The organism is Hoeflea prorocentri (assembly GCF_027944115.1).
GTDB classification, from domain to species: Bacteria; Pseudomonadota; Alphaproteobacteria; order Rhizobiales; family Rhizobiaceae; genus Hoeflea_A; species Hoeflea_A prorocentri.
Genome location: NZ_JAPJZI010000001.1, coordinates 3,590,209 through 3,606,469, shown reverse-complemented (window position 1 = coordinate 3,606,469; position 16,261 = coordinate 3,590,209). Strand labels below are relative to the sequence as shown.

Annotated in this window: 13 protein-coding genes; 7 read left to right on the top strand and 6 right to left on the bottom strand. The window is 56.7% G+C overall.

Annotated elements, in window-relative coordinates:
• Positions 1-71 precede the first annotated feature (71 nt).
• Complete coding sequence (ilvC, locus tag OQ273_RS16885) at positions 72-1,055, bottom strand: ketol-acid reductoisomerase (RefSeq protein WP_267991707.1); 984 nt, start codon at positions 1,053-1,055, stop codon at positions 72-74.
• A gap of 164 nt (positions 1,056-1,219) precedes the next feature.
• Here ilvC and OQ273_RS16880 point away from each other — a divergent pair, with 164 nt between their 5' ends.
• From OQ273_RS16880 to OQ273_RS16870, 3 genes are read left to right on the top strand one after another with little or no spacing between them, the layout of a single operon-like run.
• On the top strand, positions 1,220-1,540 hold the full coding sequence (locus tag OQ273_RS16880; RefSeq protein ID WP_267991705.1) for a c-type cytochrome: 321 nt from the start codon (positions 1,220-1,222) through the stop codon (positions 1,538-1,540).
• Positions 1,540-2,310, top strand: a complete 771-nt coding sequence (locus tag OQ273_RS16875; protein WP_267991703.1) for an HAD-IIB family hydrolase — start codon at positions 1,540-1,542, stop codon at positions 2,308-2,310. The genes OQ273_RS16880 and OQ273_RS16875 overlap by 1 nt, the downstream gene beginning before the upstream one ends.
• Positions 2,311-2,322: 12 nt before the next feature.
• The gene (locus OQ273_RS16870; RefSeq protein WP_267991701.1) at positions 2,323-3,543 is read left to right on the top strand and encodes a glycosyltransferase family protein; all 1,221 of its coding nucleotides are present in this window, start codon (positions 2,323-2,325) and stop codon (positions 3,541-3,543) included.
• On the opposite strand, the gene OQ273_RS16865 is transcribed toward OQ273_RS16870, so the two are convergent.
• Entirely contained in the window at positions 3,537-5,261 is a 1,725-nt protein-coding gene (locus OQ273_RS16865; RefSeq protein WP_267991700.1) for a sugar phosphorylase, read from the bottom strand. The genes OQ273_RS16870 and OQ273_RS16865 overlap by 7 nt on opposite strands.
• 172 nt (positions 5,262-5,433) lie before the next feature.
• Between OQ273_RS16865 and OQ273_RS16860 the strand changes: the two genes are divergently transcribed.
• Positions 5,434-6,261, top strand: a complete 828-nt coding sequence (locus OQ273_RS16860; protein ID WP_267991698.1) for a methyltransferase domain-containing protein — start codon at positions 5,434-5,436, stop codon at positions 6,259-6,261.
• Between the two features lie 54 nt (positions 6,262-6,315).
• Here the strand turns inward: OQ273_RS16860 and OQ273_RS16855 are convergent, their stop codons facing one another.
• Positions 6,316-7,473: an iron-containing alcohol dehydrogenase gene (locus tag OQ273_RS16855; RefSeq protein ID WP_267991697.1), complete on the bottom strand. Its 1,158-nt coding sequence runs from the start codon at positions 7,471-7,473 to the stop codon at positions 6,316-6,318.
• A gap of 55 nt (positions 7,474-7,528) precedes the next feature.
• Positions 7,529-7,651: a hypothetical protein gene (locus OQ273_RS16850; protein ID WP_267991695.1), complete on the bottom strand. Its 123-nt coding sequence runs from the start codon at positions 7,649-7,651 to the stop codon at positions 7,529-7,531.
• Positions 7,652-8,374: 723 nt separating this feature from the next.
• Here OQ273_RS16850 and OQ273_RS16845 point away from each other — a divergent pair.
• From OQ273_RS16845 to OQ273_RS16835, 3 genes are all read left to right on the top strand, one after another.
• Positions 8,375-9,388: an AraC family transcriptional regulator gene (locus tag OQ273_RS16845; protein WP_267991693.1), complete on the top strand. Its 1,014-nt coding sequence runs from the start codon at positions 8,375-8,377 to the stop codon at positions 9,386-9,388.
• A gap of 69 nt (positions 9,389-9,457) precedes the next feature.
• On the top strand, positions 9,458-10,507 hold the full coding sequence (locus tag OQ273_RS16840) for an AraC family transcriptional regulator (RefSeq protein WP_271292118.1): 1,050 nt from the start codon (positions 9,458-9,460) through the stop codon (positions 10,505-10,507).
• 531 nt (positions 10,508-11,038) lie between these two features.
• The gene (locus OQ273_RS16835) at positions 11,039-12,808 is read left to right on the top strand and encodes an autotransporter outer membrane beta-barrel domain-containing protein (protein WP_267991691.1); all 1,770 of its coding nucleotides are present in this window, start codon (positions 11,039-11,041) and stop codon (positions 12,806-12,808) included.
• Between the two features lie 13 nt (positions 12,809-12,821).
• Here the strand turns inward: OQ273_RS16835 and OQ273_RS16830 are convergent, their stop codons facing one another.
• Together OQ273_RS16830 and OQ273_RS16825 are read right to left on the bottom strand one after the other, a co-directional pair.
• Positions 12,822-13,010: a hypothetical protein gene (locus OQ273_RS16830; protein ID WP_267991689.1), complete on the bottom strand. Its 189-nt coding sequence runs from the start codon at positions 13,008-13,010 to the stop codon at positions 12,822-12,824.
• Positions 13,011-13,140: 130 nt separating this feature from the next.
• Positions 13,141-14,928 carry a caspase family protein gene (locus OQ273_RS16825; RefSeq protein WP_267991687.1) on the bottom strand — a complete coding sequence of 596 codons (1,788 nt, stop codon included), beginning with the start codon at positions 14,926-14,928 and terminating at the stop codon, positions 13,141-13,143.
• Positions 14,929-16,261: the final 1,333 nt, after the last annotated feature.

Below are 16,261 nucleotides of genomic sequence, written 5' to 3'. Positions count from 1 at the left end.
CCACGCGCCGGTGCGCAAAATAAGCAGAAATGAGCGCGGCCTCCCGGCCGCGTTTTCTTGATCGTTGCTTGCTACAATCGACCGAGCCGCTTGTAGAGCTTGCGTTCCTCGACCATCATCGGGTCTTCGCGCATCTGTTTGTATCCCGCTTCAAGTTCGGCCGAACCGTTTTCCTGCACCTCGGTCCACTTGGCGGCAAAGCGTCCGTCCTTGATCTTGGCGATCACCTCGCGCAGGCGCTCCTTGTCCGCTTCCTCTTCTCCCGGCGAGGGGCGGCCATAGACGATCTGTCCGTACTGGCTGGTGCGCGAATGCAGTTTCATCTGTTCGAAGAGCCCGAGTTCCATCATGTAGTCCGCCGCCTCGCGCAACTCTCCGGAGGCATAGAGTTCCAGCATGACGGCTTCGGGGCTGCAGCCGGCTTCGGTCAGGGCCTCGTAACCCCGGCGCACCGCGTGCAGATAACCCGATTGCTCGGCGAAGAGATCGACAACGGTCTCTTCCTCGAAGCTCGATTCGATAACGCCCATCTTTGTCGAGCCGATCGCCTTTGAAAGCGCGATCAGAATGTCTTGCGCGTTTCCGCTTGCATCCTGGTGGACGGCGACAAGGCTTGGATAGCCAGTGCCGTCGAGGAATTTCTCGCGCACTCCGCGCCCGATCATCCGCGGCGCGATCATCACCACATTGACGTCGGCGCGCGGTTCGATCTTGTTGAAATGGATATTGTAACCGCTGGCAAAGACCAACGTGTCGCCGGCCGAAAGTCCAGACGCGATATGCTCAGCCATGACCTGCGGCATGATCTCGTCGGGAACGAGGATGAAATGGATATTGGCCCGCGCCGCCGCTTCGCCGAGAGGCAGCGTTTCGAACCCGTCTTCCCGGGCCTGCTCGGCGGAGGAGTCGGAGCGCGAGCCAACAATGACTGTCGCGCCCTGATCGCGCATATTCAGTGCCTGGCTGCGACCCTGATTGCCATAGCCGAAAATGCCGATCGTCTTTCCGTCAAGCAGCGACAGATCGCCATCTTCGTCAAAATACCACTGTGCCATATCGTCCTCCGGTTCTTATCCTGAATAGTGGTAACGACCAGAAGCCCAGCCGACAAGTCCGCCACCGTAATTCCAAATATGTCACCTATTTTGCGATTTTCCGGTACTTGGATCGAATGCCGGTTTCGTGGCATTCTGGACCGATAACGAGGGATTCGATTGATATGATCAGATATTGCCTTTTTGCAACCGCCGCGTTGGTGGCTACGGCCGAGGTGTCGATTGCGCAGGTTGCGGTCGATGTGCAGCGCGGCCGTCTTCTCGCGACCACCTATTGCGCCGAGTGCCATTCCATCGAGAAAATCGGCTCAAGCCCGCTCTCCATTGCCCCGCCTTTTCGTGAACTGCACGAAAACTATCCGGTTGAAGCTCTGGAAGAAGCGCTGGTCGAGGGCATCGTCACCGGCCACCCCAGCATGCCGCAATTCAGTTTCGACCCGGATCAGGCAAGCAATCTGATCACGTTCCTGAAGTCGCTGGAGTGATGCGGCTCATTGTATTTTCCGATCTTGATGGCACGCTCCTGGATCACGAGACCTATTCCTGGGATGACGCCAAACCGGCACTTAGACGGCTTGCCGAAATGGGCGCAATGGTGGTCCTTGCGAGCAGCAAGACGGTGCCCGAGATCAAACCGCTGCAACGGGCGATGGGGTTGGAGGCTTGCCCGGCAATTGTTGAAAACGGTGCGGGCATTATTGGTCTGGAGCGTTCGCAGCATGATGCGGATGAATACAAGGAGGTCAGGGGTCATCTCGATAGCCTTCCCGACCGCCTGAGAAGCTTGTTTCTCGGTTTTGGTGACATGTCGGTTAATCTGGTCGCGGAAAAAACCGGCTTGTCATTGGCTGAGGCCGAACGCGCCAAGGCGCGATCTTTCTCCGAACCCGGCATCTGGGGCGGGAGTGATGTGGAGCGCGACCGGTTTGTCGCGGCATTAAACGAGCAGGGCATCAAGGCTCAACAGGGCGGCCGGTTCCTGACCCTTTCAAAGGGCCGGACAAAGGCCGATGCCATGCGGGAAATCACGGCAAGATATAGGCCGCAGCACACGATCGCTCTCGGCGATGCGCCCAACGATGTGGAAATGCTGAAGGCCGCCGATTACGGTGTCGTCGTTTCAAATCCGCAAAATGCGCCTTTGCCGCACTTGCAAGGTGAAAACACCGGACGCATCTTACGTACCACATTGCCGGGACCACGAGGCTGGTCCTGGGCAATCGAACATTTGCTGCAAACGCTCTCAATGGAATAGGTCCGGACAGGAATGGTTGATTTTCATCAGAACGGCAACATAGCAACGCTGCACAATTTGCGCACCCGTTCGCTGGATCAAATGACGGCCGAACTGGAAAGTTACGCGCTATCGCGCAAGATGTCGCTTGTTCTGCCATGCCTTTATTCGGAGCTTGAAACCGACGCGATGCCGCGCATTCTGGCCGAGCTTTCAAAGGTGACCTATCTGCACCGGATCATCATCGGGCTGGACCGTGCGGATGAAAATCAGTTCCGCCATGCCTGCTCCTTTTTCAAGGGCCTCAATCAGAAACATGTCGTTATCTGGAACGACAGTCCCCGCATGCTGCAGGTGGGTGGGCGCCTTCAATCCATGGGGCTCGCACCGACGGAACCGGGCAAGGGCAAGAATGTGTGGTCTTCCATCGGTTATCTGATCGGCTGCCAGGACAGCGCCGTGATGGCCATTCATGATTGCGATATCCTGACCTACTCGAATGAGATGCTGGCCCGGCTCATATATCCCGTAGCCAATCCGACATTTCCCTATCAGGTCGCCAAGGGGTACTACGCCCGAATTGGCAACAACAAGCTCAATGGCCGTGTCACGCGGTTGCTTGTCAGCCCATTGCTGATTGCCTTGAAAAAAGTGGTCGGCGAGCGTGATTACATCGATTATCTGCGCAGTTTCCGTTATCCGCTGTCGGGCGAATTTGCCATGCGCACCAGCATATTGCCGGATATGCGCATCCCTTCCGATTGGGGTCTCGAGATCGGCGTGCTTTCAGAAGCCTGGCGCAATCTTGCACCCCGCGCCGTCTGTCAGGTGGAGATCGCAGATGCCTACGACCATAAACATCAGGATTTAAGCCCACAGGATGCCCATGCCGGCCTGAACCGCATGTCGACAGATATCTGCAAGGCCATATTCCGCAAGCTGGCTGCCGACGGCACGGTGTTCACAAACAACATTTTCCGCACGCTCAAGGCAACCTACTATCGCAGCGCCCTTGATCTGCTGGAAGCTTATCACAGCGACGCACAGATGAACGGTCTGACGCTGGATCGCCACGCCGAAGAGATCACAATCGAACTGTTTTCCGAGAGCATCATGCGGGCCGGTCAGACCTTTCTGGACAATCCGCATGAGACGCCGTTCATTCCCACGTGGAACCGCGTGCACGCTGCGGACCAGGATCTGATCCGCGATCTGCATACCGCCGCCGCCGCTGACCTGGAAGAGTTTCAGTAAGACTGATTGCTGATCCAGCGGCATTGATAGGGCTTGAGCGTAATTTCGTCTGAAATCACGTCGCCATTCAGCACATCGACCCAGTTCTCATCGGCAATCAGGTTCAGGACAGTTGCCGGTAGTGTGACGGTGTCCGCGCTCACATTGTGCAGGGCGAATATGGATTGCTGCCGGTCCAGGCTCTGCCGCCAAAGCCCGAAGACCCGGTCATCGGACGTCATCAGGGTGAACTGGGTTGCATTGGGATGAAAGGCAGGTTGGTTCTTGCGCACAAGCAGCCGGTCGCGCAGGGCGTTCAAAATGCTTTTTTGCCGGCTGTCGGGATCGTCCAAAAGGCTTCTAAGCTTCTCATAATTCCACTGATGCCTGTTGATGGCCCTGTTCATGCCGCGTTTTTCGACCGCTTCGGTGTCATTCGGCGTGGCCAAAAGCGCATGTATGTAGAATGCGGGAATACCCTCAAGCGACATCACAATCGTCTGCGAGCATAAAAACCGCTCCCTGTGATGGCTGTCCGGACCGTTGAATGTCTCGGTCAGGGCATCGAAGAATGTCGTGTTTAATTCATAGGGTGCTTCGCCGCCGTCCGGCAGCGCCCGCATCGAAACAAGCCCGCCGGTTTTTTTCACCGTCTTGATCATGGCCGCCTGATCGCCTTGCGTTAGCAGGCCCTCAGCCGGGCGCATGCCGATACCGTCATGGCTGGCCGTGAAATTCAAATAGGCGCATCCGAGCGGGGCGGGCGGCATGGCGCGTTGCCATGTTGCAAGGTGTTTGGCTGTCCCGGCCATCAAGGCATGGAGAATAAGCGGCGGAAGGGGGAAATTGTAAATGACATGGGCTTCGTCGCGGTTGCCGAAATAGCTCAGATTCTCTGCCTTCGGAACATTGGTCTCCGTCAAGAGGATAACCGGTTCAACGGCGTAATCGCACAATGCGCGGATAAGTTTCACGATCTCATGGGTTTGCCGCAGATGAATGGAGGGTGTTCCTGCTTCTTTCCAGAGAAAGGCGACGGCGTCGAGCCGAATGATCTGCACGCCATTGTCGATGTGCAGCCTGATGATGCGCAGGAATTCCAGCAGGACCTCCGGGTTGCGGAAATCGAGGTCTATCTGGTCATGGCTGAACGTGCACCAGACATGGCGCGGACCGTTGACCGTCTCGACCTCCTGCAGCAAAGGCGTTGTGCGCGGGCGCACAACCTGGCTGAGGTCCTGGTCGGGCGATGCTTCGAAGAAAAACCTGTCAAACGGAGCCTTTCCCTGCCTGTAGGCGTTGAACCATTGCCCTTGGCTGGAGACATGGTTGAGCACCAGATCGGACATCAGCTTGAAATCATCGGCAATCCGGTTGATGTCGACCCAGTCTCCGAGCTGCGGATTGACCTTACGGTAGTCGGAGACGGCAAACCCGTCATCCGATGTAAAAGGAAAGAAGGGCAATATGTGCACGCCATCAATCGCGCCCTTGAGGTCGTTGCGTAAAAAGTGATGCAACAGATCAAGTGGTTTGTGCTGCCCGTCGATCAGCGAGTTTCCATAGGTGATCAGCAGCGCATTGGTTTGGGACCAAAGCATGTTGCCTGGCCGCCGCGCGCGTTTGCGGCGATGGGTCCCTTCAGGCCAGAACGCATCGATGATCTGGCTGGCCAGGATATCGGCGTCAATATCGGGATAAATGGATGCAACGCGTTGCGCTATTTCGCTGCCAAACACTGGTGGTGATCTCGCCTGGAATTCGAACTCTACTCGATACCACACAAGCACATGCCGGACAGGAATGACAATTGCGATTTTGCCGGATCATGCGTTCGGCCCCGCCTGAATAGCGCGATTTGTCCGTCCGTGTCTGATCCGTGCTAGTCTCCTGCGCTCCTGGGAGGGGCGTATGAACAACACCGATGCATTTGAGAAAATGGAGCATGATGGCTGGGCAGACCCGCAAATCGCGCAGGGCTATGCGGATGGCTTTGATTTTGCGGCGCGCCTCGCTGCGAAGCAGATGGCGGATGCCGTGGAAGCCGGGCCCGGCGTCGGCGTGCTTGACCTGTGCACCGGGCACGGCGTCGTCGCTGTTGAGCTTTTGAACAGGAAAGCGACTGTCACCGGACTTGATTTCTCCCCGGCCATGATCGCACTGGCGCAAAAATCCGCGCCCGGCGCGACATTCGTTCAGGGCGATGCCATGGCGATGACATTTCCCGATGACGGTTTTGACGCGGTGACAATTGGGTTTGGCGTGCCGCATTTTCCCGACACCGGGCAGGGCCTGAGGGAGGCCGCGCGTGTTCTGAAGCCGGGCGGACGGATCGCGTTTTCGATTTGGCGGGGGAAGGGCTCAAGCGGTGCTTTCGGCTGGTTGTTCGATGCCGTTGAACGCCTGGGCGACCCTTCGGTGACACTGCCTGCCGGGCCCGATGCCCATATGATGGCGGATATTGCAATCGCCGAGCCGATATTGACGCGTAGCGGGTTTTCCGGCGTCAAAGGGACCGGGATCGCAAGCCAGCTTCTTGTTTCTGCGCCAGAGGCGCTGTTCGATGCTTTCGACAAAGGAGCCGTCCGCGCTGCATCGCTGCTGGGCGGTCAAAGCAGCGAAAGACGTGACGCCATCAGGGCCGACCTGGCGCAGCGCGTACGCTCGGACGGGCGGGAAACGCAAGGCGGATTTCTTGTGCCGGCCCCGTCCGTGGTGATATCGGCCATGTGCTCCTAGGTTCGGGCCTGTGTCGGGCGTTCGTTTTTCTGACGACCGCCGCATGGGCCTCCTTCAATAGGCTGCCTGATAAATCGCCAAGGCATCATCACGTGTGACTTCGCGAGGATTGTTGACGAGCAGTCTCGTTTGATTCATCGCATCGTCTGCCAGTTTCGGCAGAACATCCTCGGGGATGTTCATCTCTCGCAAGGATTGCTGCAGTCCGCAGGCTTGTGAGAGCTTCTGCAGCTCGTCACAGAACGCAAGCGCGCGACCCTGTTCGCCGATCTCGGCCAGTTTCGGAAAAGCAAATGGAGCAATGGCCGCATAGGGTTCCGGATTGGTCTCACAGTTAAACCGCAGCACATGCGGCAGAACCAGCGCGTTTGATAAGCCGTGTGGAATATGAAAATGCCCTCCCAATGGGTATGCCAGGGCGTGCACCGCTGCGACGGGAGAATTGGAAAACGCCTGTCCGGCCAGCATCGAGCCTAAAAGCATTGCGGAACGTGTTTCGATGTCGGAGCCGTCTTTCACCGCGGTCAAAAGAGCGGCGCCCATGAGCTCGAGTGCTTTCTCGGCAAGCATGCGCGAAATAGGATTGTTGTTTGCGCTGGCCGAGGCGTAGGCTTCGATTGCGTGTACCATCGCGTCGATACCCGTGGCGGCCGTAATGTGTGGCGGCAATCCCAGAGTCAGCTCCGGATCCAGCAGGGCGATATCCGGGATGATAACGGGCGACACGACACCCATTTTTTCATTGGTTCCGGTTGTCACAATCGATATCGGCGTCACTTCTGACCCGGTGCCGGACGTGGTTGGAACAAGAACAAGCGGAAGACGTGGTCCCTTGGCGTTGCCGACACCGTAAGCGTCTTTCAGGGTTTCGTTGCCAGGCGCCAACAGCGCGGCAAGCTTTGCCACGTCCAGGGAGGAACCACCTCCGAGACCGATGATGCCTTGAGATCCATGCTCGATTGCCGCTGCGGCGCAGGACATGACCACTTTTTCCGGAGGGTCCGCTTGCACATCCTGAAAAAGGCTGACGTCCACGCCCGATGCTTTCAGGGAATAAGTGGCCTTATCGACAATTCCGGTCGCCATCATGCCTGGATCGGTCACCAGCAGAACGCGTGAACCGATGCTTGTTTTGACCATGTCACCAAGCTGGGAAACAAGTCCCGCGCCAAATCTGATGCTGGCGGCGGTATTGAAGTTAAATGGATGCATGGCGGTTTCCTCCTCGGCGCGCTGGGGGAATATCGGCCGGATATTCGCTGTGTTGTCAATATCGCTGCGACCGAATGTGCAAGGCGATATGATCGAAGCCGATCGACTGGTTCTTCAGCGCGTGGCAGGTGGAGCCAAGCGCTTTGAAGCGCGGTGGAATGGATGTGAAACGGGTCACGCTGAGTGTCAGGTTTATTTCACCCGGAATTACTTGCAGCGGGCCCGGTAGTACTCGACCAACTCATATTCCCGAAGTAAACCATGCGGCCATTGATCAATCGCTGATTTAGAAGCTTTTTTAGAATGTTAGCTCATTATTTGCGTGATTGGCGCATGCCGGCGCACCCGAAAGTGGCGCGGCATGCCGACCAAGACCCCAGCGCGGTTTTAGTATTTGACATCGGATAAACAAACACGCTGCAGCATTTTCTGCTTCCAGCCCGCAAAAGGACTACGCATATTGTGCATTGTGTGAGTAAGAACATGAATATATTTCACAAATTTCGTGGACGATACGTGGAAAATTTGCGCAAACTGCATAACAAGGTATGCAATTTGCGTTTAACGTGCGGCAAGGAGAGACGAAAGGGCGGGACATACTTGCAGTGCCAACGGTACCTACTTGCAGACGCGACGCACGTTTGTCTGGCTTAGTTGTGCTGCCGTTCTCACTCGGCGCGGATTTGGGTTGGTCATTGACGTGCGCGCAACCGACCGCGGTGTTTTCAATGACCCTTTGTGTCGGCATCGCCCGACAGGGTGCTTTATGCGCGATCGCTCACACAATGCGCCTGTTCACCACCCTATCAATCAAATGCGGCGCGCTCGGGCGATTTTGCCATCGCGCCTGCACAAGGGGCCGTTCCATTCATAATTTCCAAAAACGTTCCGGGGAAATCATATGGGCTTGAATGGATCAGAGTTTTGGTTTCCGGACAAAATTCATACCGCACCGCTCGATTTTGTTCTGGACTCCTCACAAAGAGATTTTGACGCCCAATCGTCCCTGATGGCAGAGCTGAACATAAAATACACGCAGCTGACACCCGGTCGGTTTGAGGGCCGACTTTTTCGCGCCGATCTTGGTCGCCTGGCGATTTACATGGAGTATTGCAACCAGGCAATCGAGAAGGATATCGATGTGCCGCCGGGCCATTTTGCGATGTGCCTGGGGTTGCGTGAGACCTCTTCCTTCATTGCCAATGGGATCACCAAATCTATGGATTGGCTTTACGTGACGCCGCCAAACGGCGAGGCGATCTGCATTTCCCCGCCGGGTGGCACTATGTTGGCCTTCACGATTGAGCGCGACGCGTTCCTCGAGAATTCCGGCATGCTGCCCGACGTCGCGGATTGGCTCATGGCCATCGGCAAGTACGGCGAGATGATCAAATCAAGGAGCTTCGTTCAAGGCATTCGCGCAGGCGCACTGGCAGCGCTTGAAAGCGTGGCGCACGCTACGACACCGCAAAAGCTCGCCGTGATCGACGAGGCGGTGTTGTTTAGCATCGCGTCCGCCTTCTCCCTTGAATGGCTGAAGTCCGATACGCTTCCGATACGCCAGCTCCCGCGTGGTTTCGAGCGTTTTCATCACGCTCGAAACGCGCTGATGAACGACATTTATAGTGTCCATATGCACAAGGCCCGGCTGCTAAACGGTACCGGTTCGTGGCGATCGGTCGAACAGGCTTTTTCCGAACACGTCGCCATGGGGCCGCTCGCCTATTCTCGTTTGTTGCGCCTGCACAATGCCCGTCGCAAGCTGCTTGACCCGGGACGGATCGACGAGAGCATCGGCGACTTGGCCGCTGAAGAAGGTTTTTGGGATTGGAGCCGGTTCACGAGCTACTACCGCAAGCAGTTCGGCGAACTGCCATCGCGGGCACGTGAGCGGGTTTCTGTAGCAGCGGTATGAAAACGAACACCCTTGGCCGGCGGCCAATTTAAACCACAACGAGACATAAAATTGGCAGCGGGGGCAATGATGAATTTGGAGACTGCAAATCTTTGGTTTCCGAAATATGCACGGCAGGAGCCAAACGACTTTGTCATCGACGTATCGCAGAGCGATTTCGAAATGCAGACTTCGCTGTTTGACCAGAGCAACGTCGTCCACAGGCAGCTCACGCCGGGTATATTTCAGGGTCGGGTTCTGTGTGCGATGGTCGGACGTGTCTCCATCTTCATGGAGTTCTCCTCACAGGCCATCGAAAAGCAGTTCTCAACGCCCCAGGATTTGTTCAGCTTCTGCCTGGTGCTTAACGATACCAAGCAGTTTGTCACCAATGGCAAGCTGAAGAGCAAGGACATGCTCTGCGTTACCCCGCCGGGTGGGGAGACGACTATCGTCGCACCACCCGATGCCATAACGCTGGCATTTGCCGTCGATCGCGATGCGCTTCTTGCGAGCCTTGTCCTCGAACCGCAGCTGGCGGACTGGTTGATGGGGCTGGGCCGCAACGGAGTGCTGATTCGATCGGTCAATCTGGTTCAAACGCTGCGTGACCGCATGTTTGCGGCGCTGGAAATCGCGCTCGGTACCAGAGATCCGGAAAGGCGCGCCGTTATCGACGACATCGCATTGACCGGCATCGCCTCCGCGCTGACCCTGGAATGGCTCAAGATCAACGGCCTGTCGACTGTGGATCGTGCCCGCGGTTTCCAGCGCTTTGAGCGCGCGCGCACCATGCTGATCAACGATAGCGGCTTGATGGATCGGGTCAGGGCTGGCCTGACGCGGGAGCTCGGTTCGCAAAGATCGCTGGAGAAGGCCTTTTCGGATTTTGCCTTCCTGGGGCCTATGGCCTATCTGCGCGTCGTACGCCTCCACAATGCCCGCCATAAATTGCTCGATCCGGAGCGGGCGGACGAGAGCATCGGCGATATCGCCGCCGAAGAAAGCTTTTGGGACTGGAGCCGGTTTACCAGTTACTACCGCAAGCAGTTCGGCGAGTTGCCGTCGCAGACCCGTCAGAGGGCGTTTGAAGGCAAAGCACCACCGGCCCGAAGAAGCCTGACCAGCGGCGTTGTCTGATCGACCAGGTTCTTGCAGTTCTGAGGCTCTTTTCGGCTCCGCAGTCCGGCGTGCTGCAAGGCCTGCGCAAACTGCGCAGTAACAACTCAAGCCATTGTTTCCATGTGAAGAAATCCGAAAGCATTGCTGCGCACTCTTCGCTGTTTGCATAACGGACCCGCCCGCAATCCTGTAAAACCAAAGGGCATGGCGCGAATGCGGCGGGCAGGCAGTTCGACGCATGTGACGGAAGGCTGTGCGGTCACATGCAATTGATCGCACTGCTTTTTCGGCTGGCTGTGCAACGCGGGTAGGCGTGACATAGAGGGGCATGGCGTGCAGCGACTCATAGGATGGATGACAAAGGCGCTTGGTCGGCGCGAAGCGACTTTTGCGGCCGGAGACGTCTGCGGTGCATGGCCGGCAAAGCCTGGCCGCCTTCACCGAAGGTCCGGGCGAGGTGGGCCTGTGACATCTGCCCGGCCTGGACATGCGCATACGATTTCGAAACCCGTGGCATCCTGCGCGCGAGGGCGCTGCGACCATGTCGTCATGCGCAGGAGAACTGCCTGGCTTGCACTGGTCTGGCTGGCCCTGTCGCTTTTCGGCGTCGGTGCTCACGCTGCGGCCACCGTGCAGATATCGCCTGCGTCCGGAACCGGGAACAGTGTTCTCCTCGCCGATGGCGCAGCCGTTTCCGACGTACACGATCAGGTGCGCAACCTAAATTATGCGGTCACGGGTGAGAGCCAGATAACGATCACCTTTGATTGGTATGCTGACCGAATCCCTCTTTACGGGAATACATGGAACAATGGGATTCACATAAAACTCTTCTACTATGACGGCTCCAGCTGGTCTGAGATATACTCGGAGCTGGTAGAGGGGGATCAATTTGTCGGCGTTGGGCTCACGACCCGGCTTCTCAATATCTGGCAGACGAGAACAGTCGTCTTCGATATTCCAAACCCCACCAGCGGGGTCAAATATATCAGGGCATCGATAATTGACCGCTTTTCATCAAACGATCGTCTCAACCAGACACGCGGATGTGAAAGCTGTGGTTCTGATCCCGGTGGTAGCACTTTTGAGGGCTCGAGGCACTTCGACAACGCCGATGTGTCATTTGAGATGGAGGTCACCGGCACGGGCCTCGATCCGGTCGACGTAACAACGGGCCAAATCGGCGCATTCACGGAAACACGCGGCCGGCTTATCCTTGAAAACCAGCCGCAACTGGAACGGCGGCTCGACCGCCTGAACGGCACGATAACGAACAATGGCGGGGTGAGCGGTTTCGGCTTTGCCTATCGCAATGGCGCCCTGCCTTTCGAGGCGACGCTTGGCAGGGAGCGTGCATCGCTTTCCTACAGCCTGCTGCGCTCACGCGCGCCAGCTGAACTGCAAGGCCTTTCCGGCGACGTAACCGGCCTTGCAAACGCGCTTGTCGGCTCGCCCCCCGACGAGGCCGGCGCTTCCACCGTCACCAACGCGTTCGATCGCGCGACGGTGGAAGCGCTGGACAACAACCCGCCTGGCGCCGATCCCCCGCGGCAGCGTTACGACATTTGGGCCGAGGGCACGTTCAGCCGTTTCAACGCCGCCGCTGGTGACGGCAATTTCGGCGTCGTCCACACTGGAATGGACTATCTGTTCACCGAGAACATACTTCTTGGTCTGGGCAGCCAGTTTGATTGGACCGACATGAACGCGCCTGACGGCACCGGCTCGGTGACGGGCTGGGGCTTCATGGTCGGCCCCTATGGCACGGCGCGGCTGGCCCCCAATCTCATTGTTGACGCAAGGGCGGCCTGGGGGCGGTCCTACAATGAGGTCAGCCCGCTTGCGACCTATCAGGACGATTTCGACGCTGGACGCTGGCTCGCGACGGGTGCGTTGGTCGGTGAATTCAGCACCGGCGGCCTGACCATCCTCCCGGAGGCAAGGCTGTCCTGGTTCCGCGAACAGTCCGATGCCTATGTCGACAGCCTTGGCGCTGTAATCCCGGAGGTGACGGTCGAGACCGGCACGTTCGAATTCGGGCCGACGATCAGCGCGGCGATGCCCCTGGACAACGGAATGACGTTCGTGCCTTTTACGACAGTCACCGGTATATGGACATTTGCTCAACGCAACACGGCGACAACGGTTTCCGGTCAGCCGAGGCTTGCCGAAGAAGGCGTCAGGTCGCAGCTGGAGATCGGATTCGACGCAAAGGGCGAGAACGGGTTCAGCCTGTCAGCCTCGGGCTTTTATGACGGTCTTGGCGATGAAGATTTTGAAGCCTACGGCGGAACAATCGGCCTGCGGCACTCGTTCTAGGCCGCGGCGGCTTTTACTTGTTGTCCAAAGCCGTGACCGGGATTTGCCTGGCCGGCAACAGCGCCAGCAGGGCAAGCGGCAACACAAACAGGACGCTCGCGAAAACCCACGGCCTGACCGCCCTGTTCTTTTTGATGGCAAGATAGTGGGCGGAAAGTCCCACCATTGCCGATATCGCCGCCGCAATCGCCAGAAAAGCCAAACCAAATCCGTCCTTGTTATGAGCCTGTTTCAGACATGGTGCTGGTTGAGGCCGGTTGCAAGACTGACCGAGAACCTCACCTGAAATCACGCTTTTGGATCAAAATTCGGGATTGAGTAAACGGTCACCGTTATTCCAGCCAGGGCACGCGAGCCTTCTTGATGGCTGTAGGACCCAGGATTTGCGGCACTTGATCATACTGCAAGTCTTTGAGTTGATTCCTGGCGAGCTTCACAAGTTGCTCGAATGTCACCTTCTTGCCCTTTTGTGTTTTCCGCCTGAGTATCGAGACAAGCGAGTAGGTAAAGGCTCCGTAACTCGTGACGCCGTCAACATATTCGTAGGCTAATTCGTTTTCAGCACAGGCCTGAATGATAAGGGGCAGATAGGGTCCGACAGGCTTGTCCTTCTGCTTCTTCTTCGCCTTCTTGTATTCGCCGACCGACATAGTGCGCAGCATGGTCGCGCGGCCAAGTCTTTCGGTGGCGCCGTCTTTGCCGAAGAAAGCGGCGCTGTCCCTCGCGCTATCTGAAAAGTCCTTATTGAGGCGCCTGAAGCTCCTGCTCACCCACATCTTTGTCTTGCGGTCCCATTTCAGCTCCCGGTGCCGAATGTCGTCGGGTGGTGAAAGACCTTTGGGTCTGGAAGAGCCACTTCGCGTCATGCCACCTGAGTGGCAGGCATCAAAGATCAGTGCCAGCCGCATGTCATAGGGCAGTTGGCTGTACCACTGGAAGATGCGGTCGTCGGTGATCGCTGTTTCCCGTGTCCAGTCGAAATCCCACGGCACCAGTGTCTCCAGGAGCCTGTCCGGTTCGTGATGTTCGCCATATTCGGGTATCTGGGCACCATGGCCGCTGAAGTAAAACACCCGTTCCGCGCCGGAGGCCGGCTCGTCCAGCAGCCATTCCAGCCGCTCCAGTATGCCATCAGCTGTTGCGCGGCTGTCCAGACATGTCCGTATTTCCTCCGGCTTGAACCCGCATTCCTGCAGGACGGCGCTTATTTTGAAGACGTCGTTCACACATCCTTCAAGCCGGTCCTGTTCGTTGGGGTAGGCATTGATGCCGACCAGCAAGGCGCGGCGCGACGGACCGCTGACACCGGCAGGCCTTGCGCGCAGCGCCCTGACGCCGCTGAACGATCTCGCGATCCTGCGCTGATGGCATATGGGTCTCCAGATACCGTCGATCGCGGCGGGATGGGAGATGTAGCTGTCCGCGGCGTGGTCCGCTGCTCCTTCAATATCGAAGGGTGTATCGGTTTGTTGAAAATTGTCGGCGTTTGCCAGGTTGATCGGGCGGGTGAAGACGCTGTCGTGCTTGTTGTAACAGTGATGCCAGAATGCAACCGGGAGCGCGTCCAGCCGTCCCGTGGTCAGGTTTCCGATCACAAACGGATTGCCGACCTGGGAACCGATCGTAACCAGGATCATTTTGCTGACCACGGATGACAGCTCGGGGTTGTCCCGCGCAACAGCATGGGAAAGAGCATTGTAGGCAATGAGGGAGCCCAGGCTGTGTGCGATCAGAACATCCGGTTTCTCTTCAATGATGGTTTCAAGCAACCGGCTCCGTGTCTTTTGCTGGAACTCATCATCCTCAACCCACGCGACCACGTAGCCGGCGGACTTTTGGACCCAGTAAGCCACCTTGTCCAGAAAGCCGCGGTCGCGTCTTCCGAAACTGCCGATCCCGCTTTTTGAAAGCTTCCACAAGGCACGGGCAATCTCGAATCCGCTGAGATCCGTTTCATCAAAGAATATGTCGTCATAGTTCAGATAGTCACATCTGACCGCGTCACCTTCGACCAGGGGAAACGATTCTTCGATCGCCTTTGTCCATCGCGGCATCCAGGTCCCGTCACGATGATCGCCCAGACCATGCACACCCAACACCTTGATTGTTCGTCCAGTCATCGGGTTTCTCCCTGTCTTGCACCGACGCCACTATAAGTAGTGCATTTGTTTTCTACTTTTGGTAGTAGGGAAAATTTCTGGTTGTGGACAGTTGTATATTTAGTAGAGCAAACAGTAATTTAGCCTGTGGTTTATGAAAGTTCTTCGATGTTCTCTTGTTTCAGAATACTATTATGTCGCGTATATTTGCTTGCCTCTTGGAAGTTGTTTGATAGCGTACAGAATAAATTGTGCCGCCGATCGTATTGGCGCAGTTGGACTGCGTGACGCGGTGAAATCAGACTGGAGCAGGATGTAGCAAGCCATGAGATGTTGCCGGAATTCCAGACAGTGGTCCCGCATCTCGCAAAGGTGCCGGTCGGTTTCCAAGGGAAAAGGCCGGGTGCCGGAGATCAGCTCGTTGACGATACCGGCCGGCCTTTACTGTGGTGCTGGGAAGGCGGCGTACGGGTTTCGCAAATAGGGGTTGAGTAAACTGTCACCGTAGTTCAAGGCCACTTCCCGCAGACTGCTGATGCTGTCATCGAAATGGTGCTGCCGGAGAGAATTGAACTCTCGAACTCTGCCTTACCAAGGGAGTGCTCTACCCCTGTTCGCTTTACAGCTCACGCAGAAAGACTGAATAAATTCAGCTGCATAACGCAGTTTATAGTCTTTCTTGGAGCTACGCAATGTCGTATTTGAAGACAACCACGCTCTGTTGTTGTGACCCTATTGTGACAGACTCACCCCACCAGGGGGCTAGTAGTGGCGACGGGCCGATAGGGGTAGCCATATTTAGACACGCCCCAAAATTTGAGATTTGAGCTTGTTAACCGTTGCCCCCAATGTTGGGCGCACGTTCCGGTTGAGTCAGTCTGTGTAGAGGACAATCATAATATAGAGAATAGGGAGGCTATTATCTCTGGGAGTCAATCAATGCGTGCATACAGTATATTGATTTCGGTAATCCTTCTCGCGATTACTAATCCTGCACCCTCTTTCGCCCAGCAAATAATCAATCGAGACGATGCTGGCAGAGCCGCGACATGGTGCGCTGCAAGGAATGTAACTGGAACACTTGAACAGTTTGCGATTTGCACTGCAGGCGCAATTAGTGATGCCGAACTGAGGCGGTGTGCACAAGGTCGATCATGTTTCGGCATAAACTTTGACGACATCTTGAGATTTGGTGGATGTGGAGGCCGAAATAGTGTTGCACGCCGGGTACTGGGCGACAGTATCTGCGGTGGCGACCTGTGTCAAGGTAACGTCTCTGTCGTAAGGTACTATAACAAAACGAACAGGGATATTCGGCCCAGGATAAAAGGACAATGTGACTCCCGGGAGGACC

Coding starts and splice junctions, on each gene's coding strand:
- OQ273_RS16825 (WP_267991687.1), bottom strand. CDS start 14,928: ATGACTGGACGAACAATCAAGGTGTTGGGTGTGCATGGTCTGGGCGAT.
- OQ273_RS16855 (WP_267991697.1), bottom strand. CDS start 7,473: ATGCATCCATTTAACTTCAATACCGCCGCCAGCATCAGATTTGGCGCG.
- OQ273_RS16835 (WP_267991691.1), top strand. CDS start 11,039: ATGCGCAGGAGAACTGCCTGGCTTGCACTGGTCTGGCTGGCCCTGTCG.
- OQ273_RS16845 (WP_267991693.1), top strand. CDS start 8,375: ATGGGCTTGAATGGATCAGAGTTTTGGTTTCCGGACAAAATTCATACC.
- OQ273_RS16860 (WP_267991698.1), top strand. CDS start 5,434: ATGAACAACACCGATGCATTTGAGAAAATGGAGCATGATGGCTGGGCA.
- OQ273_RS16875 (WP_267991703.1), top strand. CDS start 1,540: ATGCGGCTCATTGTATTTTCCGATCTTGATGGCACGCTCCTGGATCAC.
- OQ273_RS16880 (WP_267991705.1), top strand. CDS start 1,220: ATGATCAGATATTGCCTTTTTGCAACCGCCGCGTTGGTGGCTACGGCC.
- ilvC (WP_267991707.1), bottom strand. CDS start 1,055: ATGGCACAGTGGTATTTTGACGAAGATGGCGATCTGTCGCTGCTTGAC.
- OQ273_RS16840 (WP_271292118.1), top strand. CDS start 9,458: ATGAATTTGGAGACTGCAAATCTTTGGTTTCCGAAATATGCACGGCAG.
- OQ273_RS16870 (WP_267991701.1), top strand. CDS start 2,323: ATGGTTGATTTTCATCAGAACGGCAACATAGCAACGCTGCACAATTTG.